Raw genomic sequence first — 25672 nt, 5'->3', positions numbered from 1 at the left:
GGGTCGATGCTTATCTATGACCAGCCGATAGACCGGGCGAAGCCTGAGGCCGGACCGGCGGCGGCAGCCGCGCCGGCGGGTTTCAGCGTGCTCGATCTGGCCCAGCTCCTGTGGCAGCGGAAGGTCGCGATCGCCTCAGCGGCACTGATCTCCGCCTGCGTCGCGGTTGCGATCGGCAAGGGCCTGACGCCGAAATACACCGCTTCCGCCCAGCTCTACGTCGATCCCCGCGAATTGCAGTTGGTCGATCGCGAACTGACGCCGCGCGCCCAGGACATTTCCGGCCTCGCGATGGTGGTGGAGAGCCAGGCGCGCGTCATCACCTCGAACAATGTGCTGCTGCAGGTGATCCGCGATACCCATCTGGAAAAGGACCCGGAGTTCGGCGGCGGCGATTCAAAGGGCATTCTGGGATCGCTGCTCGGCCTGTTCGGGGTCGAACTGCGCCCGACCGCCGAGCAGCAGAAGCAGATCGAGATGGGCGCGCTGGAAGCGCTCAATCGCCACATCAACGTCAAGAAGACCGACCGCACCTTCATCGTCGATATCGACGTCTGGTCGTATGAGCCAGCCAAGGCGGCGATGCTCGCCAACGCAATCTCGAAGGCCTATCTCGCCGAATCCAAGCAGTCGCAGGCCGCCGCCGCGCGGCGTGCAACCAGCGACCTTTCCGGCCGGCTGAAGGAATTGCAGGAACGGCTTCGCAACGCCGAGAACACGCTCGCGGTATACAAGGCGCAGAACAATTTCGTCGGCACCCAGGACACGCTGATCAGCGACCAGCAGCTCTCCTCCAGCAACCAGCGGCTCGCTGCCGCCCGCGCCCTGACGCTCGACGCACAGGCCAAGTACGACCAGATCGAAGCCAGCCGCAAGGCATCCTCCGATGCGGGCGCCATTCCCGAGGCGCTGCAGTCGCAGACCATCGCCAATCTGCGCGCGCAATATGCCGAGGCGCGGAAGCGCCAGGCGGAATTGCAGAGCGAGTTGGGACCGCGTCATCCGGCGCTGCGCCAGATGGAACAGCAGGTGCAGGACCTGCGCCGCGCCATCAACGAAGAGGTCGAGCGCTACGCGCAGGCCGCGAAGAACGACCTGATCCGCGCCCGCGACTATGAAGCCTCGCTCAACAAGGCGCTGGAAGCCCAGAAGCGCCAGAGCGTCCAGATGAGCCAGGCCTCGGTGCGCCTGCGCGAACTCGAACGCGAGGTGGAGGCAAGCCGCGACGTCTATCAGTCGTTCCTGAAGCGATCGCGCGAAACCGAGGAGCAGGAGAGCCTGAACACCTCGAACGCACGCATCATCGGCGACGCCACCGTGCCGCAGCGGCGCACCTTCCCGCCGGCCATGAGCCTGCTCGCGATGATCGGCTTCGTTCTTGGCGGGCTCGCAGCCGCCGGCTGGTTCGTTGCGCTCAACCAGTTGATACCGGGCACGAACCCGGTTCAGTCGCGGGATAACGCGCCGGCAGAAGCTTCCAGGGAACCTACCGCTCCTGCGGCCGCGAAGCAGCCGCCCGCCGCCGAACCTCGGCCGCAACCCGCAGTCAGCCTGATCGAAAAGCCTGTCATCGCGCGGCTGCAGGAAGCCGACGTGATGCGCACGCTCGGCAGCATCCTTGCAACTGATAGCACCGCCGACGTCACGCGACTGGGCTGGCCGACGCTGCGCGCGGGCTTTCCGCTGATGACTGTCCTCCATGCCATGCGCGAGATGCGCGCGGCGTTGGCCAGACGCACCGGCGGGGAAACCCCGCCCGTGATGGCTGTGATCGGCGCCGGCCCGGATCAGGACCGCAGCATCGCCGCGCTGAACATCGCACTCGCCGCGGCGCGTGACGGCGCCAAGGTGCTGTTGATCGATGCCGATCTGAAGGAACGCGCACTCTCGAAAAAGGCGAGCCACTTCATCAAGAGCGAGTCCAGCCGTTTCGGCTGGCTCAGCATCGGCACCAAGGCCGCCCGCGCGATTCCGACCGCCAACGGAATTTCGATCCTGCCGGCTCTCGATGCCGCCGACGCGAAAGCCGGCGACGCCATCCGCAAGGCCATTGCGCAGGCCCGTTCCGCCGGCGGCTACGACCTCGTGATTCTCGACGGGCCGACGATGCCGTGGACCACGATGGACCGCAAACTGCTCGACATGGTCGACGGACTCGTTGCGATCCTCCCCGTGCATCTCGACATCAACGACAGCATGGAAGATATCATCGCAGCCCTCGGCGGGACCGAGTGCAAGCTGGTCGGTGTCGTCCTCAGCGAAGTCAACCCGACGGCCGCGAGCCCGCAGCGGGACAAGCAATATGCGTGAGCGTCGCGCAAATCCCGTCGGGAGAGCAGCTACGGCCAACGTACCCCGCATCACGCTGGGCGGCCTGCGGCTCGCCGTGCTGGATCTCGAGCAGACCGCGAACTTCATGATCGAGATGGTGTTCCCGCAACGCCGCGTCAATCGTCCGCTCTATCTGACCTCGGCCAATGGCGAGGTGCTGGCGCGCTGCTCGACCGAACCGATGACCGACCGACTGTTTCGGGCCGCCGATCTGATCAATGCCGACGGCCAGCCGCTGGTGACCGTGTCGCGGTTCAAATCGTCGATGCCGCTGCCCGAACGCGTCGCGACCACCGACCTGTTTCACGTCGTTGCCGGCAAGGCGCAGGCGGCCGGCCTGACTTTCTACCTGTTAGGCGCGGACGAGACGGAGAACGCCGCCGCGGTCGCCTGCGTTCGCAAGCAATATCCCGATCTCAAGATCGTCGGACGATGCCATGGCTATCTGCGGGGCGAGGCGCTGCGCGCCAAGGTCGCAGAAATCAACGCACTGGCACCGGACTATCTCTGGGTTGCGCTCGGCATTCCCTATGAACAGGCATTCGTCGCGGAATTCACACCGGAGCTCTGCAATGTCGGCGTCATCAAGACAGCGGGTGGGCTGTTCAATTTCCTGTCGGGCAGCCGCGTCCGCGCGCCGCTGTGGATGCAGCATGCGAGTCTCGAATGGGCCTGGCGCATCTGGCTGGAACCGCGCCGCCTGTTCTGGCGCTATTTGACTACCAACCCGCGCGCGCTCTATCTGTTGCTGAACAGGAGCCGATCGACTGATATCGGCAGGACACACAACCAATGAGCAGACATCCAGCCATTCTCGTCACCGGTGGCGCCGGCTATATCGGCTCGCACTGCTGCAGGGCGTTGGATGCGGCGGGCTACCAGCCCGTCACCTACGACAATCTTTCGACCGGCCACCGCAGCTTCGCCGCGGGCGCGCTGGTGGTCGGCGACATCGCCGACAAGATAACGCTGGCACGGGCCTTTGCCGAGCATGACATCGTCGCCGTCATGCACTTCGCCGCGTCGAGCCTGGTCGGCGAATCCGTGGCCGACCCGCAGAAATACTACATCAACAACCTCGCCGGCACGCTGTCACTGCTGGAAACCATGCGCGAGGCTGGCTGCAACCGCCTGGTGTTTTCATCGACCGGCGCGGTCTATGGCAATGCCGACAGCAAGGCGCTACGGGAGGACTACCCCTGCGCGCCGATCAATCCCTATGGCGCCTCGAAATGGATGACCGAGCGCGTGCTGGCCGATTATCGCGCAGCCTATGGCTTCGGCTCATTCGCGCTGCGCTACTTCAACGCCGCTGGCGCCGATCCAGCCGGCGGCATCGGCGAGCTGCGCGAGGTCGAAACCCACCTCATTCCCCGCGCTATGATGGCGCTGCAGGGGCACGTGCCGGACTTCGCCGTGTTCGGCGATGATTACGACACGGCCGATGGAACGGCGATCCGCGACTACATCCATGTCACAGACCTCGCAGCTGCCCATGTGCTGGCGCTCAAGCTGCTGCTCGAGGGACATTCAGGCGGCGCGTTCAATCTCGGCACCGGCAACGGTTTCTCGGTGCGCGAAATCCTCGCGGCGATTGCGGCCGAGACCGGCCGCGAAGTCCCGCATGTCGTCAAGCCGCGGCGGACAGGCGATCCGACCTATCTGGTCGCCGATCCCTCCGCCGCACGCGCGACATTGAACTTCCGTCCAGCCCATTCGGACCTGGCCACGATCATCCGCACCGCCTGGGCGTGGCACAAAAAGGCGCACCCGCTGAAGACGGGTGCGCCGGCTCGCGAGTGAGGCGGAGCAACCGCGTAAGCGATCGCTCAACCGGCCTACAGCGGCTTGATCTGCACCTTGCGCCACTTGATCACGCCAGAGCCGTATTGCAGCGCGAACGGGCCGCTGGCGTGTTTTGAATCCTGGACATCGGCGGTTTTCTGGCCATTCAGCACAACGACGAGATGCGGCCCCCGCGCCGTGATTTCGAAAGTGTTCCATTTGCCGCCCGCCTTCGGCATCGGGTCGACCTTGGCCACATCAACGATCGCGCCGGTGCCGTAGGTCGGATCGGGCCGCTTGTCGAAAATATTGATCTCGTAGCAGATCTTGGAGTCGATCTTCCCCGACTGGTCGCAGCGAATGAAGATTCCGCTGTTGGCGTCATCGTCGGCCCAGAATTCGACCTTCATCTCGAAATCCTTGTAGGATTCCTTGCTGACGAGATAGGAGGGATCCTTGCCCTCGGTGATCTTATCGGCCACAAGCGCGCCGTCCTTCATCGCCCAATTGGCTTTACCGACCTCGGTCCAGTCGCCCATCTTGGTGCCATCGACGAGCGTCACCCAGCCAGCGCTCTGCCCGGACGCCACGCCGGAAAATTGAATAGCGGCGGTGCCGATCAACAGACCGGCGGCAAGTATCGACAAACGCTTCATGAACGTAACCCTCCCATGGCTGCTTTTAGTTGGGCGGCAACCTATCACCGCGACGCGCGGCGTAAATCCGTTTTTCATGCTGCAATTGCGTTGTGCGACATTTCGCTTACCGCTGTTGCCGATCACGCATGCACCCGCGCGCCTTGCTCCGCTGGAACGAGACCAGCTAGCATCGCGACAACAGAGATGAGCGCATCTCAGCTGACGAAACGGCAAGGGAGGAAATCATGAAGGCGATACCCCGGTCCTGGCGATACCTCATGACGCCGCTGGCTATCGCCGGCATGTTGAGCATCAGCTCCGCTGCAGAACTCGATCCAGCCGCCGTCATCTACAAATTGCCGGACCAGATTCCCTGGGGCCCGGTCAATTCTGCCGGCGCGCAAAGCGCTGTTGTCGTAGGCGATCCGGCCAAGCCCGGCTTTTATATGGTCTACAACAGATGGACCAAGGGCAATCATTTCAGCCGCCCGCACTTCCATCCCAACGATCGCTACATCGTCGTGCTGCAGGGTACGTGGTGGGTCGGCTCGGGGCCGAAGTTCGATCGCGCCAACACGACGCCGATGCCGGCCGGCAGCTTTGTCACGCATTTCGCCAAGCAGGTGCATTGGGACGGCGCAAAGGATGAGGACGCCGTTCTCCTGATCATGGGCGAAGGCCCGGCGACGTCGACGGCGGCGGAAGAGAAGTAACCGCTGGCGGAACGGGACCGGCTTCGAGATCAACGACCGAGCAACCATTCCGGCAGCGGCGCGTTTTATCTCCCCAACCATTGGAGGGATATGAAACATGGCCTCCGCTTCACAGATCCGGGAACATATGGACGTCATCTCGTCGGACAAAAAGACAGTCGGAAAAGTCGACCATATGGAAGGAACCGACAAGATCAAGCTGACCAAACAGAGTTCGCCTGATGGCCAGCATCATCACTTCATTCCGATGTCATGGGTCGACCACGTCGATCAGCATGTCCATCTCAACAAATCAGGCACGGATGTGACCTTGCACTGGCAACACGGCCGGCAATAACCGGCAACATGCATTGCGCCGCCCGTGGATGCGGATATCATCAGGCTTCAGGAGATGGAATGCATCCGGCGGCGATACTGCAATTTGAACGTATGATCGGCGAATACATCACGTGGCGTGCCGTTCCGGAAACGGAACGCTCACCCGCACCGGCATGGTGGTGGGGACCCGCGATGGAGTTGCGCGCCTCCTCCCAGTCGCTCCCCGCCGAATGGTGCGCCGAGCTCGGATTGCCAGACCGGGCGACTTATGCTTCCGCCGCGGACATCTTCCTTGGGGCCTTCGCAGGCCAGACCTCTGTGCCGTGGCCTTATGATTTTCCCCGCAAAACGGCCATCCCGGATCCGACGGTCCGCGAGCTGCACCCGCAGCCGTCAGACGACAGTGCTTTTCAACCCTGACCCGGCTTCCGGCTGCAATGGCGGCGAAGCCAGCCGCGGTTCGGCCCGAAGCAGATCGGCCATTTGCTTCGCAGGCAGCGGCATGGAGAACAGGAAGCCCTGCATTTCATCGCAGGCATGGCTACGCAGGAAAGCCTCCTGCTCCACGGTCTCGACACCCTCCGCAATGACGGTCATGCCAAGCGCCTTGCCCATGCTGATGATCGCCTGGGCAATGGCCTGGTCTTCGGAATCGACGGGCAGATCGCGAACGAAGGAGCGGTCGATCTTGATCGTATCGATCGGAAACTGCTTCATCAGCGACATCGACGAATAGCCGGTGCCGAAGTCGTCGATCGCAAGGCGAATGCCGCGGCTCTGGATCGCGTCGAGTATCTTGATCGCGCGCGAGACGTTCCGCATCACCATGCTTTCGGTGACTTCGAGCTGCAGCAGCACCGGCGACATGCCGCTTGCCAGCAGCGCCTCGTCGACATCGTGCAAGAGATGCGGATCGGCGAATTGCCGCGGCGACAGGTTGACCGCCATCGTCACCGGCCGCAGGCCGCGGTGCTGCCAGGCCATGTTCTGCGCGCAGGCTTCCTTGAGCACCCAGCGGCCGATCGGAACGATCAACCCGGTTTCCTCGGCAAGCGGAATGAATTGCCCCGGCGACACGGTGCCGAGATCGGGGTGATTCCAGCGCAACAGTGCCTCGACGCCGGTAATCTGGCCGCTCGCCATGTCGATCTTGGGCTGATAGTGCAGCGAGAACTGGTCGCGCTCCAACGCGCGGCGCAGCGCGCTCTCCCAGCGTCAGGCGCTCGATCGACTGCGTCTTGATCTCCTTGGTGAAGAAGCGGAAGCCGTTCTTGCCGTCTTCCTTGGCGAGGTACATCGCCATGTCGGCGTTCTTGGTCAGCGTCTGCATGTCGGTGCCGTCGGATGGGTACATCGCGATCCCGATCGAAGCGGTGGTGTGGCATTCGTGACCGCTGAGCTGCAGCGGCTGGCTCAGCACGGAGAGCAACTCGCCGGCAATGTGCTCGACCTCGTGACGCTCGGCGGCCTCCTCCAGAATGACCACGAACTCGTCGCCGCCGAGCCGCGCCACGACATCGCTCGAACGCAGCGCGCGGCGCAGTCTGCCGCCGATCTCCACCAGCAGCATGTCGCCGGCGTCGTGTCCCAGCGAGTCGTTGATGACCTTGAACCTGTCGAGGTCGATGAACAGCAGGGCGAACTGCCGCTGGTAGCGCGCGGCAGCATCGATCGCGCGGCGTAGCATGCCGTTGAACATTTCCCGGTTCGGCAGGTTGGTCAGGCTGTCGTGCGACGCCAGATACTCGATCCGCTCATCGGCCTTGGTCTTTTCATCGGCGCGATCGAAATTCTCCAGCGCGAACGATACGTTGTCGACGAGCCGGTGTAGCAACTCCGCAAACTCGGGCGTGAACGTATCCTTCTCGCGTGACATGAATGACATTGCGCCGACTACTTGCCCTTGCGCCAACAAGGGGAATGAAGCGCCTGAGTTCGTACCGTCAGTGCGCGCTGTACCGTGAAACGCCGCGGCGCGCGGATCAGAGAGGTAATCGTTCATGATGCAGGCTCGCTGCGAACGTATCGCCTGGCCACACAGCCCGCGTCCCTCCGGGTGCGCCTCATTGACCGAAAGCTTTGCCAGGCGCGCGCTGACACCGGTCGGCCCGGCGGCAGCCACCACGTCGAGATAATCGCTATCGGGCTTTACCAGCGCGATCGAGGTCAAGGTGAACTTGCCGCCGTCGGCCGCGGCCTCGCACACCAGATCGAACAATTCCGCCCGCGACGTCGCGCGGATGATCGCCTCATTGGTTGAGCTCAGCGCCGCCAGCATGCGCGTCAGGCGCTCTTTCTGGACCTCGGTCCGTGCCTTGTCGTCAGCGCGGTCGAAATTCTCCAACGCGAACGACACATTGTCGGCCAATCGCTGCAGCAATTCCGAAAACTCGGGCGTGAAGGTGTCCTTGTCCAGGGACATGTAAATCATGACGCCGACCGGCTCGCCGCGAACCAGCAGGGGAAAGGCGGCGCCTGACTGAGCGCCGTAGCTGCCGACGATGGCCTGGAAAGCCGCGACGCGCCGGTCGGTCACATAATCATTGGTGATGCAGGGCCGTCTGGTTCGAAACGCCGTTCCGCTGAGCCCTCGGCCCTCGGGACGGGCTTCATCGACCGACAACCTGACGTGGCGCGTCGTCTCGGCAGCCGGGCCCGACGCGGCGACGATCCTGAGCAGGTCGCTGCCGGAATCGGCCAATGCGATGGTGGCCGAGGTGAACCGGCCGCCGTTCGCCGCCGCCTCACACACCATATCGAACAGTTCGTTGCGGGATTTGGCCCGCATGATGGCTTCGTTGGTTGCGCTGAGAGCGGCGAACATCCGCGTCAGGCGCTCTTTCTGGCTTTCCGTCCTGGCCTTCTCGTCGGCCCGATCGAAGTTTCCTATCGCGAACGACACGTTGTCGGTGAGCCGCTGCAGCAGTTCAGCGAATTCGGGCGTGAATGTATCCTTCTCGGAGGAAATGAAAAACATCACGCCGACCGCCTGACCGGAAACCAGCAGCGGGAACGCCGCCCCTGACATCGCGCCGTCGCTGTGAATGAACCGGTGAAACGCCGACCCGCGCGGGTCAGCGCGCAAATCGTTGGCGATGCTGGCCTGGCGGGAGCGGAAAGCGTTGCCACACAGCCCGCGTCCTTCCGGATGGTCCGCGTTGATCGAAACCTTCACCCGGCGCATATTGTCGGCCGTCGGCCCCGCCACGGCCACCAAATCGGTGTAGTCGCTGTCGGATCTGGCCAGCATGATGCTGGTCGAATTGAACCGGCCGCCGTTCGCGGCAGCTTCGCATACCAGCTCGAACAGTTCCGTCCGCGACGTTGCACGAATGATCGCTTCGTTGGTCGCGCTGAGCGCCGCCAGCATGCGCCTCAGCCGCTCCTTCTGGGCGTCGGCTCTCGCCTTTTCGCCAGCACGCTCGAAATTGTCCAGCGCAAAGGAGACGTTCTCCGCGATCCGCGCCATCAGGGCGACGATCTCTTCGTCTTCCGCCCACAGTTTTCCGACAAAGAACATCAACACGCCGATGCTCTCGTCGGCCTTGATCAGGGGAACGGCGACACAGGCGGTGACGCCGGTCTCGCGTGCGGCCTGATGCCAGGGCTGCCCCTGGGTCGAGTTGAGGATATCGTTGTTGACGGCTGGCTGCTGCGTTCGGAATGCCCTGCCGCAGACGCCCGTTCCATAGGGGTTGCCCGCATCGATCGAGAACGGCGCCCGCATGATCTGTTCGACGATGGCGCCCGTCCCGGCGGCCGGCTTCAACCAGATCGAGTCCGGCTGCGCCAGCAGGATCACCGTAGCCGCGGATTTGCCGCTGTGTACCGCGGCATCGCAGACGCGCTGATAGAGTTCCTGTTCGGTCTTGGCGCGAAGAATGGCTTCGTTGGTCGCGCTGATGGCGCCGAACATCCGGTTCAACCGCCGCATGGTACGCTCGCTGTTCTTGCGCGCGGCCTCATGGTCGAAATTGTCGAGTGCAAATGAAATGTTTGCCGACACGCGCTCCAGCATCGAGACGAGCTGCCCGTCGATCGAGTGCGCCTCGCGACGCGAAACGAGCAACACGCCGACGCTCTCGCCATTGCAGGTCAGCGGCAGGGCCGCCGCCGCGCCGACCTGGTTGGCCTTGGCGCTATCGCGCCAGGCCAGCGAGCGCTGGTCGTTCAGAAAATCGTTGCTGACGCATATTCGCCGGTCGCGGAAGGCTTGCCCGGCAACCCCGGATCCCTCGGGCGTACCGGCCACGACCGAAATGTCGATGCTGCGCAGGCGGGGCACGTCATCACCGCAGCCGGCGGCGAAGCGCAGGAGATTGGTTTCCGCCTCCAGCAGGAAGACCGCCACAGCCAGGAAGTCGCCAACCGAGAACGCGGCTTCGCAGACCTTCGCGTACAATTCTTCGGGTGATTTGGCGTACAGAATCGCTTCGTTGGTCGCATTCAACGCCGCAAACGTGCGCGCGATATCGGTCTTCACCGTCCCCAAGCTCCCTGCCGGCAGCGCCGGGCTGCCCCTTGCGGACTTTATGCGTGCAAGGGGCCTAAATGCTCGTTATTGGCGGCCGGGAGTTGCGATTCAGAGTAAATGTCGGACCAACGAACAGCGACGTCGCTCCGGAGAACTACGGCCCATTCACGATTTGTCAGCCATGCCGACGGCGCGCGCCGACCGGGAAGCGGGCCTACCGAAGGCCATCGTCTAACTTTGCAGGACGAAATTCCGAGCCCTCGAGGACCGTGCCGGCGGCATGGCTAACAGGATATTTCCACACTTGCCCTGCCGAGGCCGCTTTGAGAGCATGCCGGCTGCGGCACAAGCAAGACCCGCTATTCGCGCGGGCGTTCAATGGTGGAGGAGATTCCCATGCCGATGGTCCAGGCCGACCGTCTCACGCGAATCGGCGCGGCGCTGCTCAAGGCCGCCGGCGCCTCGGAGGAGGAGGCTCATGCCGTCGCGGTCGGCTGCGTCAACGCCAATCTCGCCGGCCACGATTCACACGGCGTGATCGCGATCCCGACCTATATCGACCGCATCAAGGCCGGCCATATCGTGCCCGGCGCGAAATGGACCACCGTCCAGGAATCGCCGACCACGACCGTGATCGACGGTCACTGGGGCTTCGGCTTTCACGTCAACGCCAAGGCGATGGAGTTGACGATCGAAAAGGCGAAGACCGCCAATGTCGCCGCCTGCACGGTGTTCCGCCAGAGCCATGTCGGGCGGCTCGCCGCCTATCCCCTGATGGCGATGCGGGCGGGGATGATCGGCATTGCCACCGCCGATTCCGGCCGCTCACCGAAGCATGTCGCACCGTTCGGCGGCCGCGAGGCAAGGCTCGGCACCAACCCGATCTCAATTGCGGTGCCGTCCGATCTCGAGGCGCCGTTCTATCTTGATATGGCGACCTCGGCGGTAGCGGCCGGCAAGATCGCGCTGTCGGTCGCGCGCGGCGAACAAATCCCGCAGGGTTGGATCATCGACGCGGAGGGACGGCACACCACCGATCCGACCCAATATCGCAAGGGCGGCGCGCTGCTGCCGCTCGGCGGCAGCGAGGGTTACAAGGGAAGCGGCCTCGCCGCAATGGTCGAAGTGTTGTGCGGCCTGCTCACGGGCTTGGGCTTTGGCGTCGAGCCGACCGGCCGTCACAATGACGGATGCTTCATGGCGGTGTTCAATGTCGCCGCATTCCGTCCCTTGAAGGACTTCGAGAAAGAGGTCGGCGAGTTCGCCCGCTATCTCAAATCGACGTCACCGTCGGAAGGTTCGCCCGGCGTGTTCTATCCCGGTGAGATCGAGCACATCCGAGAACAGCAGCGCCGGCGCGACGGCATCGAGATCGAGGACGCCACCTGGGACAAGCTGAAAGCGCTCGCTACTGACTACAAGCTCGCCGTCGAACTCGGTCTGAGATGAAATCGAATCCCACGCGCAAAGGAGAACGGCATGACGCGGCAAATGGCGCTGGTTGGATTCCTGCAGGCGCAGAACTGCACCAATCTGCCGAGTTCGTGGCGGCACCCGGAATCGCGCGACGATTCGATGTCGGCCGACTATTACCAGGAGATCGCCCGGATTCTCGAAGCCGGCAAATTCCACATGGCGTTCTTCGACGACCGCCTGGCGATGCCGGACCGCTACGGTAACGATCACGCTCACACCGTCGAGTACGGCATCCGCTGCGTGAAGATGGACCCGCTGATCGTGCTGACCACGATGGGCATGGTCACCGAAAAGCTCGGGCTGGGGTCGACCTGCTCGACCACCTATTACGAGCCGTTCGATGTCGCACGCCGGTTCGCCACCCTTGACTTAATGTCGGGCGGACGCGCGGGGTGGAACGTCGTCACCTCGCTCAATGACGGCGAGGCCCACAACATGGGCAAGGACGCCCATCTCGAACATGACTACCGCTACGATCGCGCCGACGAGTTCATGGAAGTCGTGCTCGGACATTGGGACACCTGGGAAGACGGCTCCCTGATCATGGACAAGAACAGCGGCCGGTTCGCCGATCCGGCCAGGGTGAAGCGGCTCGACCACAACGGCGCGTTCTTCAAGTCGCGCGGGCCGTTCACCGTACCGCGCTCGGCGCAGGGCCATCCCGTCATCATCCAGGCCGGCGCATCCGGCCGCGGCCAGCGCTTTGCGGGCCGATGGGGCGAGGTGATTTTCACCGCCGCGCGCAACGTGGCCGCCGCCAGGGAAGGCTATGTGGCTGTCCGCAACGAAGCGGCGAAGGCCGGCCGCGATCCGGACCAGATGTATCTCTGCAACCTCACCACGCCCGTCTGCGGCGCGACCAAGACCGAGGCCGAGGACAAGATGGCGCTGATCAACAAGCTGCCGCTGCAGATCGATGCGCTGTCGCTGCTGGCGGAGGCGCTGAACTATGACTTCGCATCAAAACCGCTCGACGAGCCGCTCACCACCGAAGAGCTCATGAGCATGCAGGGCATCCTCGGCATTCGCGACGGCGTTCTGAAGAATTCGGGCAAGACCAATCCCAGTGCGCGCGACTTCGTCACCTTCTCTGGACGCGGCCAGGTGCAGGACGCGATCGTCGGCGGCCCCAAGGAGATCGCCGACAAGTTAGAGGAGATGTTCGTTGAGCGCGGCTGCGATGGCTTTGTCATCGCGGCCACCATCGTGCCCGGCTCCTACGCCGATTTCGTCCAGCACATCGTGCCGGAATTGCAGCGCCGCGGCCTGTTTCACAAGGATTACGCCGGCAAGACGTTGCGCGAGAATCTCGGCCTGACGCGTCCTGCCGCCGGCGCCTGGAAAACCGGCCCGCAGGCCGCAGCCGAATAAAGAAAAGGACACCACATGCGTTGGCTCAAATTCACCGCCGCCGGCAAGACATCCTGGGGAATTGTCGAGGGCGAACACGTGATCGCCGTCAATGGCGATCCCTTCGGCGAATGGCAGCGCGGGACGCAGTCGCATGCGCTGAAGGACGTCAAGATCGAGCTGCCGCTGATCCCACGCACCTTCTATTGCGTCGGGCTGAACTACCTCAAGCATCTCAAGGAAGCCGCCGACAAGGCCGGCACTGTGCCGAACGTGCCCGACCGGCCTGAGATCGGTTATCGTGCGCAGAATGCGCTGATCGCCCATGACGAGGATGTGGTTATCCCGGCGACCGCGACAGAAAAAATCCATTACGAGGGCGAGCTCGTGGTCGTCATCGGCAAGAAGGCAAAGCACCTGACCCAAGCCAACGCGATGGATTGCGTGTTCGGCTACACTATCGGCAACGATGTCAGCGAGCGCAGCTGGCAGAAGGCCGATCGCAGCCTGTGGCGCTCCAAGAACGCCGACACCTTCAAGCCGATGGGCCCGTGGATCGAAACCGATGTCGACTTCGACAGGATGGAAACCGTGATCCGGGTCAACGGCAAGGAGACCGGCCGCTTCCGTACCAATGACATGATCTTCGGCATCGTGCCGTTCCTCGTCGAGCTCTCCAAGTATTTCACGTTGTCGCCGGGCGACGTGATCTGGATGGGCACCGACGGCGCCTCGCCCGACCTGAAAGCTGGCGACGTCGTCGAGATCGACATCACCGGGATAGGCACGTTGCGGAACAGGTTCGTGGCGGAGAAGGCCTGACGTCCTCAGAAATAAGGACAGGCGCCGGAACCGGCGGCTGGTAAGGTTCGTCCGGACGGGTACCTATTCGCACGGAGGATCATCATGGCTCGCAGCTCAATCCTGCTCGGCTCGGCCCTCACGAGCCTTGTCCTCGCCGCGGCGTCTCCGGCCGCAGCCCAACCAACGATCGACCTGGATCAACTGACCGCGACACAGGCCGCCGCCGATTTGTGCGCAGGCAAGGTCACCAGCAAGGCGCTGACCACGGCGGTGCTGGCGCGCGCCAAGGCAAAGGCCGAGCTCAATGCTTTCATCACGCTGGACGAGGCCGGCGCGATGAAGGCCGCCGAGGCCTTCGACGCCGGCCGCAAGAAAGGCTCGTGCAAGCTGCTCGGCGGCGTTCCCGTCGTGATCAAGGACAATATCGAGGTGGCCGGGCTTCCCGCCAGCGCGGGAACGCCGGCGCTGAAGGGCTTCGTCCCGAAGAAGGATGCGCCGGTGGCGGCAAAACTGCGCGCGGCGGGCGCGATCATCATCGGCAAGACCAACATGCATGAGCTTGCCTTCGGCATTTCCGGCTACAACGCCGCTTTCAAGACCGGCGCGGAGCCCGGCGTGCGCAACGCCTATGACGCGACGAGAATCGCCGGGGGCTCGTCGTCGGGAACGGGGGCTGCGGTCGGCGCACGGATCGTGACCGCGGGCCTCGGCACGGACACCGGCGGCTCGGTCAGGGTCCCCTGCGCGCTGAACGGCTGCGCCGCCCTGCGTCCGACCGTCGGCCGCTATTCGCAGCAAGGAATCGCGCCGATTTCTCACACCCGCGACACCGCCGGCCCGATGGCTGCCACGATGGCCGATGTCGCGGCCCTCGACCGCGTTATCGCCGGAGGCGGCGCGATTGCGCCCGCCGCGCTGAAACAGGTACGCATCGGCGTCGACAAATCCATGCTGGCCAATCTCGATGCCGATACCGAAGCCGCATTCAAAGCGGCGCTGGAGAAGCTCAAGTCCAACGGCGTGACGGTGGTCGATATCGAAATGCCAAAACTTACCGAGCTCAACGGCCAGGTCGGATTTCCGCTCGCCCTCTACGAGGGCTATGACGACATGGTCGCTTATCTCAAGAAAGGCGCCACTGGCGTCAGCATCGAGAATCTCGCCAAGGAGATCGCAAGCCCCGACGTGAAGGGCACCTATGACGGGCTGGTCATTCCGCGCAAGCTGCCGGGACCGAACAATACCGTCACCGACGCCAAGCCGGCCTATGATGCCGCCATGAAGACTGCCCGGCCCGCGCTGCAGGCGCTCTATCGCGACACGTTTGCGAAGAACAAGCTCGACGCCATCGCCTTCCCGACCGTGCCGAAGGTTGCGATCGCGTCAAATGCGGAGGCATCGAGCCTCGCCAATTTCCTGCTGTTCATCCAGAACACCGATCCCGGCAGCAATGCCGGCGTTCCCGGCATCCAGCTTCCGATCGCGCTGGGCGCGTCGAGCAAGCTGCCTGTCGGCCTTGAACTCGATGGCCCCGCGGGGAGCGATCGCAGGTTGCTCGCAGTCGGCATGGCGATGGAGAAGATATTCGGCCGGCTGCCGCCACCGTCACGCTAGGCCGGGCATCGCGACGTTAATGCCTTGCAAACAGGCTGGCGACGCCGCTGCGGCGGCGGACGCCGAGCTTGGCAAAAATCCGCTCGATATGGGTACGGATGGTGGAGACCTCGACCCGCAGCCGGTGAGCGATCTCCTTGTCGCTGAGATCGTCCGATATCATTCGCGCGATCTCGAACTCACGCACCGAGAGCTTCAGGATCGGTGAGCCGTCCGCCGCATTGACCGGATCTCCACCGGCCGCGCGGACCAGCGCACCGGTGAAAGCCGGGTCGATCAGCCGCAACAATTCAAGCGTATGGCCGTCGAAATTGTCGCGGCGCCGGCCGCGCCAGATCCTGACGTCGCCGACATTGCGACCGTCGACGAAACTGTAGGCATTGACGCCCCAATGCAGGCCGTCGCGGGCGAGAAAGTCGTTGAAGAACTCGGTCCGCATCAGGTCGCGCTGCGGCATCACCTGCGTGACCAGCGTCGCCTCGCGGCGGGCCTGAAGCTTTGAGGTGATAGGGTCGTGCTGCTGATAATAGCGGTCGTAGGCCGCGATGTTGTCCGGGTCCATGTTCAGGTACACGGCCTTCTCAAAACGGCCGGTCGCATCCTGCCAGACGAAGGAGGCGTAGTGATCGGCTTCCAGCAGTTCCAGCAAATGGCGGCCGACCGCCTCGCGAACGTCGCGCTCGCTGAGATCTTCGGACAACAGCCCAAAGATGCGCGCCAGCACTCGGCTCTCGGAAGCGCTCACATACATGACGTCATCCTAGCGGGGAACCGCGATCAGGGGAACCGGGTTCGCGCCGCCCTGCCCGCCTACTCGATCTTGATACCGGCTTCTTCGATCACCCTGCGCCAGCGCTCCACCTCGCTGCGGTAGTAGCGGCCGAATTCTTGCGGAGGCGCGGCGATCAACACGAGGCCCTCATTGACGCTGAGCTTTTTGAAGGCGTCGGCCTGCGCGGCCTTTGCCGCCGACTTGTTGAGGCGGTCGATGATGTCAGGCGGCGTTTTCGCCGGCGCAAGCAGGCCGTACCAGGTTTCCGCTTCAAAACCGGGAAGACCGGTTTCGGCGACCGTCGGCAATTGCGGAAAGGCGGGCGAGCGCTCCGCCGTGGTCACCGCCAACGCGCGCAACTGCCCGCCCTCGATCAGGGACGCCGCGCTTGCGACCGTCGTGAACATCACCTGGATCTGCCCACCGATCAGGTCGGTGATCGCAGGCGCGGAACCCTTGTACGGAACCGTGGTCATGTTGACCTTGGCCATGTGCTTGAACATTTCGCCCGCAAGGTGCGCCGAGGTGCCGGTGCCGAACGTGCCGTAGGAGATCTTGTCGGGCTCGGCCTTCGCCGCCGCGATCAGATCGGCGATGGAGCGAAATGGCGACTTTGGATTGACGACGACGATGTTGGGAGACCGCGCCACCAGTGCGACGGGTGAAAAATCCTTGTTCGGATCGAAAGGCAGTTTGGCGTTCAGGCTGGGATTGACGGCATGGGCAAACGTCCCCATCAGCAGCGTATAGCCATCGCCTTCGGCGGTCGCGACCGCCTGCGCGCCGATAATGGTGCCCGCGCCCGGCTTGTTTTCGATGATGATGCTGGCGCCGAGATCCTTTGTCATCTCCTGCGCCAGCACGCGCGCGATGGCGTCGGTGCCGCCTCCCGGCGCAAAGGGAACGATAATCTTGATGACGCGATCCGGATAGGCGGCAAAGGCAGGCATGCCGGAAAGCAACATGACGGTTGCGAGCACGAACAGCGCGGCCAGACTTTTCCCCTTATACTGAACTTGCATGGTCTAATTCCATCAGATGCATGAGATCCATTCTAGATCATCCGCGCCACAACTGGAATTTTCCGTAGCAGCAGCGTGACCATCCAGCTCAACGCCAGCGTTCCGATGAAAACAACGGCAAATTTGGCGAAGGCCGGCCAGGAATAATCGTAGACGGCGTATTGCAGCCAGATGACGAAGATGTAGTGCGTGAGGAAGATGCCATAGGCCTGCGGCCGCATGGCATCGAGCAGCTTCATGCCCGATGAGGCGAAGGCCAGCGACACGGTCAGTACCGTGAATGTCATCGCTGCACTGAACAGCGCAAAGGCAAAGCCATAGCCGGATTGCCAGGATAGCGGAGGCGAATCGACATCCGCGATCCAGTTGTGGTGGGCATAGACCATCAGCAGGATGGCGCCATAGAACAACGACGCAAAGGCAAGCCAGAGCGGCCAGCGCCTGGCGAGCGCACCTTCCTCGCTCAGGATTCCGGCGCGAAGGCTGACCACGCCGACGCCGACACCGGTCAGGAAATAACCGGCATAGAGCAAAATCCGGCTGGTCTGGATCGGCAGCGGATAGCCGGCCGGCTCCAGCCAGCTCATATCGCCGAAGATCAGCCGCATCGGTACGTAGACCGCGACCGAGAAAGTCAGAAAGGCGACAAATGCCGTCCACGGACAGTCGCGCAGCGAGAAGATCAGCAGGCCGAACATCTTCAGCATCCGCGGCGCGAGCGCCAGCGACACCGCGGCGGCGATGTCGAGCGCCAGCAGCACCCACAAGAACCATGCCGGGCCCGACGGCCAGGGGCCAACCGTCAGCGTGCGCCACCAGAAATGAAAGAAGTTGAAATCGGTGGTGCCGGGCAAATGATAACGCAGGAAGGTCGGATAATATGCAATCGGCATCAGCACGAAGATCGAAACCAGAAAGGGAATCCCGAGCCGCCACGCGCGATGTCGCAGGAAGTTCGACGCTCCCCTGCGGGTCAGGCTGTCGTGAACGAACAGGCCCGAGATCAGGAACATGCAGGCCATGAAGAAGCTGTCGTTGAACAGCACGACGAGGTCGAATCCCAGCCAGCGCATTTTGTCGCCGCTGCCGAAATGGGTGTAATTGACCACGGAGTGATGGATCAGCACCAATAGCGTGACGAAGGTGCGCGCGCGGTCGAACGCGACGACACGTATGGAGGCCGTTTTGGCCTGATTGCCCGCGGCCAGCGGCATCGCACAGTGGCCTGCCGACACCGACTTGCGCGATAACATCCGCCGCCTCCCCCGTTGCATCGGTTCACATTATTGTATCTGGCAACATCGATCCAGATGGTGATTATCAGGATACGTTGACATTCGCCTCAAATTGAAAACGTCCAGAGAGGAGAATTGCATGAAGCCCCGGATGAACTACTACCAAGCCGCGCCTGACACCATCAAAGCGCTCGTCGCACTCGAAGCCCAGATCGTCGCGTCCGGCCTCGAAAAATCGCTGATCGAGCTGGTCAAGACGCGCGCCTCGCAGATCAATGGTTGCGCCTATTGCATCAACATGCACACCCAGGACGCCCGCAAGCAGGGCGAGACCGAGCAGCGGCTGTATCTGTTGAGCGCCTGGCACGAGTCGCCGCTCTACACCGATCGCGAACGCGCGGCGCTGGCCTGGACCGACGCGCTGACGCTGATTGCCGAAACGCATGCCCCTGACGATCTCTACGAAGACGTGCGCGCCCACTTCTCGGAAGCGGAGACGGTCAATCTGACCATGCTGATCGGGGCTATCAATGCCTGGAACCGGCTAGCCATCGCTTTTCGCGCGGTACACCCGGTCAAGGCCAAGGCGGCAGTGGCATAAAGCGAGGAGGCCGACATGGCAATAACGATACGTCGTGTGGCAGCGATGACCGCGGTTGCGCTGGCAATTGCCGGCGCGCCTACGGTCCATGCCGAAGGCGACAAGGTGACGCCGGTTCGATCAGAGAAGCTTCCCAACGTGCCCGGCAAGAGTCTGACCGCGGTCGTGGTCAACTACGCGCCGGGCGGCAAGTCGGCCAGTCATCATCACGCCGGCAGCGTGTTCGCCTATGTGCTGTCGGGCAGCATCCGTTCGGAAAATTCGGCGACCGGCCCGGCGCGCGTCTACAAGGCGGGTGAAAGCTTCTTTGAGCCGCCCGGCAGCGAGCACCTCGTCAGCGAGAATGCCAGCACGACGGAGCCCGCAAGCCTGCTCGCGGTTTTCGTTGCCGATGATGGCGCGCTACTGACGACGTTCGGCAAGAAATGATGGGTGGCGTGGTGGCGAACCGCTCGCACCACACACTCCGCTGTCATGCCCCGCGCATGCGGGGCATCCAGTACGCCGCGGCCTCTCGGCTCCAACGCTAACGCCTCTGGAATACTGAGCGCCCGGTCCCGTCTACGCCAAGGCTGCGCCGAGGCTTCCGCTCTTTGGCTCGCCGGAGCTTTAGCGGAGGCGGCAAGCCGGGCGACGACATCCTGGGTGCTAAACCGCGGTCGCCTTGGCGAACTCGACGTAGATCTCGCGCAGCCGGTTGGTCATCGGGCCTGGCTTGCCGTCGGCGACCATCTTGCCGTCGATCGACACCACGGCCTGCACGAAAACGCTGGCGCTGGTGACGAAGGCTTCCTTGGCGGCCAGCGCTTCCTCGACCGAAAACGCCCGCTCCTCCACGCGAAGCTGGCGCTCTTCGGCGAGCGCGACCACGGCCTTGCGGGTGCAGCCGGGCAGGATCTCGCTGCCGTTCTGACGCGTCACGATCACGTCGTCCTGGGTCAGGATGAAGCACGACGACGAGCCGCCCTCGGTCACCTTGCCGTCCTCGACCATCCAGGCCTCGCCGGCGCCGGCCGCTGCGGCGGCCTGCTTGGCCAGCACCTGCGCCAGCAGAGCGACGCTCTTGATGTCGCGCCGGGCCCAGCGCAGGTCAGGCACCGTGATCACCTTGATGCCAGTCCTGGCCGAGGGCGCATTGATGATGTCCTTCGTGGACGTAAACATGATCATCGTCGGCTTGATGCCCTTCGGAAATGCGAAGTCGCGCCCGGTATCGGCGCCGCGCGTCACTTCCAGATAGACCATGCCGTTGACGAGATTGTTGCGCGCGACCAGCTCCTTCTGGATCTCCTGAATGCGTGCCGTCGTCTCCGGCAATGCCAGCTCGATCTCGCCGACGGAGCGCTCCAGCCGCGCCAGATGGGAGGCATTGTCGATCAGCTTGCCGTCGAGTACGGCGGCAACCTCATAGATGCCGTCGGCAAACAGGAATCCGCGGTCGAGGATCGAGACCTTCGCCTCTGAAAGTGGCACGAACGAACCATTGACGTAAGCGATCTGTTCCAAAGTAGAGTCTCCTGTCGGCGCGAAGCAATTGCGCCGCGTTTATTATACCCAAATCGTTAATGCGACAGAATCTTCGACAAGAACTTCTGCGCGCGTTCGCTGCGCGGACTGCCGAAGAAATCGGTCTTGAGCGCATCTTCGACGATCTCGCCCTTGTCCATGAAGATCACGCGATGCGCGACCTTGCTGGCAAAGCCCATTTCGTGGGTGACGACCATCATGGTCATGCCTTCGTGAGCAAGATCGACCATCACATCGAGCACCTCGCTGATCATTTCGGGATCGAGCGCCGAAGTCGGCTCGTCGAACAGCATCGCGATCGGGTCCATGGCGAGAGCGCGCGCAATCGCCACGCGCTGCTGCTGTCCGCCGGACAGTTCGGCCGGGTATTTGTTCGCATGCACCGTCAACCCGACGCGTTCGAGCAGTTTCTCGGCCTTGGCCACTGCCTCCTCGTGCGAGCGGCCGAGCACCTTCTCCTGCGCCAGGCACAGGTTTTCGATGATCCGCAGGTGCGGAAACAGCTCGAAATGCTGGAACACCATGCCGACGCGGGCGCGTAGCTTCGGCAAATCGGTTTTGGGATCGTTGACCTTGATGCCGTCGAGAATGATGTCACCGCTTTGAAACGGCTCCAGCGCGTTGACGCACTTGATCAGCGTCGATTTTCCCGAGCCTGATGGCCCGCACACTACCACCACCTCGCCCTTGGCGACGCTGGTGGTGCAGTCCTTCAACGCCTGGAAGTTCGGCCCGTACCATTTATTGACGTGGCTGATTTCGATCATGCGCCCTCGCTAGCGAACAATAGCAATGCGCGCCTGCAGGCGCCGGACGCCGTAGGACGCGAGACAGGAAATCGCGAAATAGACGGCGGCCGCAAACAAATACATCTCGACCAGCCGCCCGTCGCGCTGCGCCACCTTGCTGGCGGCCCCGAGAAAGTCCGGGATCGACAGCACGTAGACCAGCGAAGTGTCCTGGAACAGCACGATGGTCTGCGTCAGCAGCACCGGCAGCATGTTCCGAAACGCCTGCGGCAGCACGATATAGCGCATGGATTGAGCGTAGGTCAGGCCGAGCGCGCTTGCCGCCGCCGGCTGTCCCTTTGAGATCGACTGGATGCCGGCGCGCATGATTTCGGAGAAATACGCGGCCTCGAACATGATGAAGGTGACGAGCGTTGAGGTGAACGCGCCGACGCGTATCGGCCGCGACGCGCCTGTCAGCCATTGACCGATATAGGGCACCAGGAAATAGAACCAGAAGATCACCAGCACCAGCGGCAGCGACCGCATGAAGTCGACATAAAGCCCCGCGATGCGGCCGAGCAGCCGGTAGCTCGACAGCCGCATCAGCGCGATCAGCGTGCCGAAAACGAGGCCACCCAGCGCGGCCAGCCCCGTCAACATCAGCGTGAAACTCATGCCGTCAAGAAACAGATAAGGTAGCGAGCGGCGGATGACGTCGAAATCGAGGTTGTCGAACATCGTCATTTCCCCGTGATGTAGCCGGGGATCGCCAGGCTGCGTTCGAGGAAGCGCATCCCGGTGACGACGACGATGTTGATCGCGAGATACATCACGGTCGCGGCGGTGAAGGCCTCGAACACCTGGAACGAGAACTCCTGCATCGCCCGCGCCTGGCCGGTCAGTTCGATCAGGCCGATGGTGATCGCGACGGAAGTATTCTTCACGGTATTGAGAAACTCGGAAGTGAGCGGCGGCATGATGATGCGGAACGCTATCGGCAGCAGCACATAGCGATAGCCCTGCGCCGTCGTCAGCCCGAGCGCGGTCGCGGCCTGCTTCTGTCCCCGCGGCAGCGAGGCGATGCCGGCGGCAAGCTGCACCGCGACGCGCGCCGACATGAACAGCCCTACCCCGATCGCCGCCGTCCAGAACGGCGCGTTGGGGAGCTGCTTCATCCACAGCCCTGCGGCGCGCGGCAACAGCTCCGGCAGCACGAAGAACCAGAGAAACAGTTGCACCAATAGCGGCATGTTGCGGAAGAATTCGACATAGCGGAAGCCGATCCAGGATGCCGTCTTCGACGGCAGCGAGCGCAAGATGCCGATGATGGTCCCGAAGATCAGCGCAATGACCCAGGCCAGCAGTGCCGTCTCGATGGTCAGCACCAGCCCCGACGCCAGCATATCGAGATAGTTGCCGGCCCCGGTCGGGTTCGGCTCGAAGAAGATGTGCCAATTCCAGTTATAGTTCACGGGCCCCTACCGTCCACCGTGTCGCCACATAAAGCGCGCTCATGCAATGACCAGGCCATTGCATGAGCGCGGGAATGTTTACTTATACGAATCCGGATCCGGCGAGTCGGACGGCTTCGCAAACTCGTTCTTCAGCTCGGAGCTGATCGGCACGTTGAGGTTCAGCCCCTTGGGCGGGATCTTCTGCGTGAACCACTTGTCGTAGATCTTCTGGCCCTCGCCGCCGGTGTAGAGCGCCGCGGTCGCCGCATCGACCATCTTCTTGAAGGCCGGATCGTCCTTGCGCAGCATGATGCCGTAGGGCTCGGGCTTGGAGAACGCGTCCTTGGAGATGACGTAATCGCCCGGCGCTTTCGAGCCAGCGATCAGGCTCGCCAGCAGGATGTCGTCCATCACAAACGCCACCGCGCGGTCGGTCTCCACCATCAGGAACGCCTCGGCGTGGTCCTTGGCCGGGATGATGTTGATGTTGAGGCTGCGCGCCGCATTGGCTTCGGTGAGCTGCTTGATGTTGGTGGTGCCGGCGGTGGAGACCACCGACTTGCCCTTGAGTTCGTCGATCGAGTTGATCTTGGCCGCCTTCTTGGTGACGTAGCGGCTCGCGGTCAGGAAGTGGGTGTTAGTATAGGCGATCTGCTTCTGGCGTTCGACATTGTTGGTGGTCGAGCCGCATTCGAGATCGATCGTGCCGTTGGCCAGCAGCGGGATACGGGTCGACGACGTCACCGGATTGAGCTTGACCTCGAGCTTGTCGAGCTTGAGCTCCTTCTTCACGGCATCGACGATCTTGTAGCAGATGTCCATGGCGTAGCCGATCGGCTTCTGATTGTCGTCGAGATAGGAGAACGGAATGGACGAGTCGCGGAAGCCGAGCGTGATGGCGCCGGTGTCCTTGATGTTCTTCAGCGTCCCGGTGAGTTCCTGCGCCATTGCCGGGGTAGTGCACAACGCACCCGCGAGCAGGCAGCCGATAATCTGACGGTGTTTCACGTAACTTCTCCCTCCAAAGGTTTCGGATGATTGCTCATCCACCCTAACTCAGCAACTTGCCGGGCCGTTTGGCCGACAGTCTCGAACCTGTTCTTGCAAGACCGCCCCCGGCGTGCCCGGCACTATGCCTGCACAATTCGGACCAAAACAGATTTAGTGCCCGTTGACCATCATGCATTCGACCCCTGAATGCGACTAAAGACAAAGGCAACGCCCATTTATCGCTGCCGATCGGGGTCAGCCGCTTCCGGCCCGAAGCCGCCACGGTGCCCGCCGTTAACCACGCCGCGACCGCTCAGTGCCATCCCGCAGAGCGCGTCGGACATGTCACTTTCGATCACCCGCGTGCCGGGGCATTCTGCTGGATGAGATCGACCAGCCGGGCGAAGTAGACGCCAGGCGAATACATCAGAAGCGGCATGGGATGCGACGCCCGTCCGGGCAGCGACGCGCCTCCCTTCGCCACCAGCGCTTCACTGGCATAGGGCCGCAGGAATTCGGTGCCGAGGATCACACGTTCGTAGCGATCCGGATCGAGATGGATCGGCTGTTGGTATCCCGTGGTGCAGCAGCAGCCAAATTCCGTATCTCGGGATGCCCTGGCAGACCAATTGTCGCAGATGCCGTTTCCAGCCGGTTGCGGTGCAGTCGGCGCGAGCAGCCCCAGGTCAATAAGCTTTTCTTCCAGTCCGATTTCGGGGAAGATCAGGTACAGCAAAGAAAATAAACGCGCCTCGCCATCAAAGAGGCCGCCGGGGAGGATTTGATATGGTTCGACGCAGCCGTCTGACGATCGCTGTCGCTACCGTCGGCATGCTGATATCGGCAGCCGCCGGCGCGCAGGAGTATCCCACCAAGCCGATCACGCTGATCGTCCCATGGCCGGCGGGCGGCTCGACCGACATCTCGATGCGCGCGATCGCCGAAAGCGCCTCCAAGCTGCTCGGACAGCCGATCGCCATCGACAACAAGGCCGGTGGCAGCGGCACCGTCGGCCCTGCCACCATGGCGGCAGGCGCCAAGCCCGACGGCTACACCATCGCCCAGATCCCGATCACCGTGTTCCGCCTACCCTTGATGCAGGAAGTCTCCTGGAATCCGGACAAGGACTTTAGCTATATCGTCCACCTCACCGGCTACACGTTCGGCGTTACTACCAGCACCGAGTCGCAATTCAAGACCTGGAAGGACGTCGTCGACTACGCCAAGCAGAACCCCGGCAAGGTAACGTATGCGACGCCGGGCGCCGGCACGTCGCTGCATATCGGGATGGAGCAGATCGCCAGCATGGCGGGGATCAAGCTGACCCAGGTGCCATTCAAGGGCGGCGCGGAAACCAATGCCGCGGTGCTGGGACAGCACACCATGCTGCAGGCGGACTCGACCGGCTGGCGGCCGTTGGTCGACGCCGGCAAGCTGCGGCTATTGATGGTGTGGACCTCGGCGCGCTCGCCGAATTATCCCGACGTGCCGACGCTGAAGGAGCTCGGCTATCCCATGGTCTATGACTCGCCGTTCGGTATCGCTGGACCGAAGGGTATGGACCCGAAGATCGTCGCCAAGCTGCATGACGCCTTCAAGAAGGCGCTGGAAGATCCGGCCGTGATCGCCACGCTGGCGAAATTCGACATGGTGCCCAGTTACAAGAGCACCGAGGACTACAAGAAGTTCGTCGTCGAGGTTACCGAGTCAGAGCGCAAGGTGGTCGACAAGCTCGGTCTGGCGAAGAAGACGAATTGAAACACCACCGTGTCCCGGACGCGGTGCAGCGCACAGCGCTGCGGCGCAGAACCGGGACCCACTGCGCGCAAACTCATCG

The 25672-nt window shown here is 62.9% G+C and carries 24 protein-coding genes and 1 pseudogene; 13 read left to right on the top strand and 12 right to left on the bottom strand.

The genetic code is table 11. From position 1 onward, the window contains the following. Nucleotides 1-6: 6 nt before the first annotated feature. The 3 genes from V1279_RS02885 to galE are packed head-to-tail and all read left to right on the top strand — an operon-like array spanning nt 7 to nt 4134. Nucleotides 7-2310 carry an exopolysaccharide transport family protein gene (locus V1279_RS02885; protein ID WP_334432257.1) on the top strand — a complete coding sequence of 768 codons (2304 nt, stop codon included), beginning with the start codon at nt 7-9 and terminating at the stop codon, nt 2308-2310. Then, on the top strand, nt 2303-3127 hold the full coding sequence (locus V1279_RS02880) for a WecB/TagA/CpsF family glycosyltransferase (RefSeq protein WP_334432254.1): 825 nt from the start codon (nt 2303-2305) through the stop codon (nt 3125-3127). Before V1279_RS02885 ends, V1279_RS02880 begins: the two co-directional genes overlap by 8 nt. Further along, nucleotides 3124-4134 carry a UDP-glucose 4-epimerase GalE gene (galE, locus tag V1279_RS02875; protein WP_334432251.1) on the top strand — a complete coding sequence of 337 codons (1011 nt, stop codon included), beginning with the start codon at nt 3124-3126 and terminating at the stop codon, nt 4132-4134. The genes V1279_RS02880 and galE overlap by 4 nt, the downstream gene beginning before the upstream one ends. A gap of 35 nt (nt 4135-4169) precedes the next feature. On the opposite strand, the gene V1279_RS02870 is transcribed toward galE, so the two are convergent. Next, nucleotides 4170-4772 (bottom strand): 3-keto-disaccharide hydrolase, encoded by a 603-nt coding sequence (locus tag V1279_RS02870; protein WP_334432248.1) that lies wholly within the window; start codon nt 4770-4772, stop codon nt 4170-4172. 227 nt (nt 4773-4999) lie between these two features. Between V1279_RS02870 and V1279_RS02865 the strand changes: the two genes are divergently transcribed. From V1279_RS02865 to V1279_RS02855, 3 genes are all read left to right on the top strand, one after another. Continuing rightward, nucleotides 5000-5467, top strand: coding sequence for a cupin domain-containing protein (locus tag V1279_RS02865; RefSeq protein WP_334432245.1), 468 nt, complete (start codon nt 5000-5002; stop codon nt 5465-5467). Nucleotides 5468-5564: 97 nt separating this feature from the next. Continuing rightward, nucleotides 5565-5804, top strand: coding sequence for a DUF2171 domain-containing protein (locus V1279_RS02860; RefSeq protein WP_334432242.1), 240 nt, complete (start codon nt 5565-5567; stop codon nt 5802-5804). Between the two features lie 59 nt (nt 5805-5863). Next, complete coding sequence (locus V1279_RS02855; protein WP_334432240.1) at nt 5864-6205, top strand: hypothetical protein; 342 nt, start codon at nt 5864-5866, stop codon at nt 6203-6205. On the opposite strand, the gene V1279_RS02850 is transcribed toward V1279_RS02855, so the two are convergent. Then, nucleotides 6179-6928 (bottom strand): putative bifunctional diguanylate cyclase/phosphodiesterase, encoded by a 750-nt coding sequence (locus V1279_RS02850; protein WP_442894870.1) that lies wholly within the window; start codon nt 6926-6928, stop codon nt 6179-6181. The genes V1279_RS02855 and V1279_RS02850 overlap by 27 nt on opposite strands. 175 nt (nt 6929-7103) lie before the next feature. Beyond that, a pseudogene (locus tag V1279_RS02845) lies at nt 7104-10268 on the bottom strand (GAF domain-containing protein); the annotation flags it as partial. Nucleotides 10269-10655: 387 nt separating this feature from the next. Between V1279_RS02845 and V1279_RS02840 the strand changes: the two are divergent. The 4 genes from V1279_RS02840 to iaaH all read left to right on the top strand — a co-directional run bounded on the left by V1279_RS02840 (nt 10656) and on the right by iaaH (nt 15503). Further along, nucleotides 10656-11708, top strand: coding sequence for an Ldh family oxidoreductase (locus V1279_RS02840; RefSeq protein WP_334432238.1), 1053 nt, complete (start codon nt 10656-10658; stop codon nt 11706-11708). A 30-nt stretch (nt 11709-11738) separates the two neighbouring features. Next, entirely contained in the window at nt 11739-13106 is a 1368-nt protein-coding gene (locus V1279_RS02835; protein WP_334432236.1) for an LLM class flavin-dependent oxidoreductase, read from the top strand. 15 nt (nt 13107-13121) lie between these two features. Beyond that, entirely contained in the window at nt 13122-13907 is a 786-nt protein-coding gene (locus tag V1279_RS02830; protein ID WP_334432234.1) for a fumarylacetoacetate hydrolase family protein, read from the top strand. A gap of 168 nt (nt 13908-14075) precedes the next feature. Then, nucleotides 14076-15503: an indoleacetamide hydrolase gene (iaaH, locus tag V1279_RS02825; protein WP_334446175.1), complete on the top strand. Its 1428-nt coding sequence runs from the start codon at nt 14076-14078 to the stop codon at nt 15501-15503. 16 nt (nt 15504-15519) lie between these two features. Here iaaH and V1279_RS02820 read toward each other — a convergent pair whose 3' ends face one another. From V1279_RS02820 to V1279_RS02810, 3 genes are read right to left on the bottom strand one after another with little or no spacing between them, the layout of a single operon-like run. Then, nucleotides 15520-16254: a helix-turn-helix transcriptional regulator gene (locus V1279_RS02820; RefSeq protein WP_334432232.1), complete on the bottom strand. Its 735-nt coding sequence runs from the start codon at nt 16252-16254 to the stop codon at nt 15520-15522. Between the two features lie 59 nt (nt 16255-16313). Next, nucleotides 16314-17297 (bottom strand): tripartite tricarboxylate transporter substrate binding protein, encoded by a 984-nt coding sequence (locus V1279_RS02815; RefSeq protein WP_334432229.1) that lies wholly within the window; start codon nt 17295-17297, stop codon nt 16314-16316. 32 nt (nt 17298-17329) lie between these two features. After that, the gene (locus tag V1279_RS02810) at nt 17330-18550 is read right to left on the bottom strand and encodes an acyltransferase (RefSeq protein ID WP_334432227.1); all 1221 of its coding nucleotides are present in this window, start codon (nt 18548-18550) and stop codon (nt 17330-17332) included. A gap of 121 nt (nt 18551-18671) precedes the next feature. Between V1279_RS02810 and V1279_RS02805 the strand changes: the two genes are divergently transcribed. Then, a complete protein-coding gene (locus V1279_RS02805) occupies nt 18672-19133 on the top strand; it encodes a carboxymuconolactone decarboxylase family protein (RefSeq protein ID WP_334432225.1) in 462 nt (153 codons plus the stop codon). A gap of 21 nt (nt 19134-19154) precedes the next feature. Continuing rightward, nucleotides 19155-19562, top strand: a complete 408-nt coding sequence (locus V1279_RS02800; protein ID WP_334446173.1) for a cupin domain-containing protein — start codon at nt 19155-19157, stop codon at nt 19560-19562. A 219-nt stretch (nt 19563-19781) separates the two neighbouring features. Here the strand turns inward: V1279_RS02800 and V1279_RS02795 are convergent, their stop codons facing one another. From V1279_RS02795 to V1279_RS02770, 6 genes are all read right to left on the bottom strand, one after another. After that, nucleotides 19782-20639, bottom strand: coding sequence for a D-amino-acid transaminase (locus tag V1279_RS02795; RefSeq protein WP_334432223.1), 858 nt, complete (start codon nt 20637-20639; stop codon nt 19782-19784). Between the two features lie 56 nt (nt 20640-20695). After that, nucleotides 20696-21427: an amino acid ABC transporter ATP-binding protein gene (locus V1279_RS02790; protein ID WP_334432222.1), complete on the bottom strand. Its 732-nt coding sequence runs from the start codon at nt 21425-21427 to the stop codon at nt 20696-20698. Between the two features lie 9 nt (nt 21428-21436). Next, a complete protein-coding gene (locus V1279_RS02785) occupies nt 21437-22129 on the bottom strand; it encodes an amino acid ABC transporter permease (protein ID WP_334432221.1) in 693 nt (230 codons plus the stop codon). A gap of 2 nt (nt 22130-22131) precedes the next feature. Further along, nucleotides 22132-22863, bottom strand: coding sequence for an amino acid ABC transporter permease (locus V1279_RS02780; RefSeq protein WP_334432220.1), 732 nt, complete (start codon nt 22861-22863; stop codon nt 22132-22134). Nucleotides 22864-22941: 78 nt separating this feature from the next. Further along, nucleotides 22942-23793 carry an amino acid ABC transporter substrate-binding protein gene (locus V1279_RS02775; protein WP_334446171.1) on the bottom strand — a complete coding sequence of 284 codons (852 nt, stop codon included), beginning with the start codon at nt 23791-23793 and terminating at the stop codon, nt 22942-22944. Nucleotides 23794-24190: 397 nt separating this feature from the next. After that, nucleotides 24191-24571, bottom strand: coding sequence for a hypothetical protein (locus V1279_RS02770; protein ID WP_334432219.1), 381 nt, complete (start codon nt 24569-24571; stop codon nt 24191-24193). 50 nt (nt 24572-24621) lie between these two features. On the opposite strand from V1279_RS02770, the gene V1279_RS02765 reads away from it, so the two are divergent. After that, entirely contained in the window at nt 24622-25593 is a 972-nt protein-coding gene (locus V1279_RS02765; protein WP_334432218.1) for a Bug family tripartite tricarboxylate transporter substrate binding protein, read from the top strand. Nucleotides 25594-25672: the final 79 nt, after the last annotated feature.

Origin of the sequence: Bradyrhizobium sp. AZCC 1610 (assembly GCF_036924515.1) — a bacterium.
Lineage (GTDB): Bacteria > Pseudomonadota > Alphaproteobacteria > Rhizobiales > Xanthobacteraceae > Bradyrhizobium.
This window is presented reverse-complemented; position numbering and strand designations above follow the sequence as displayed.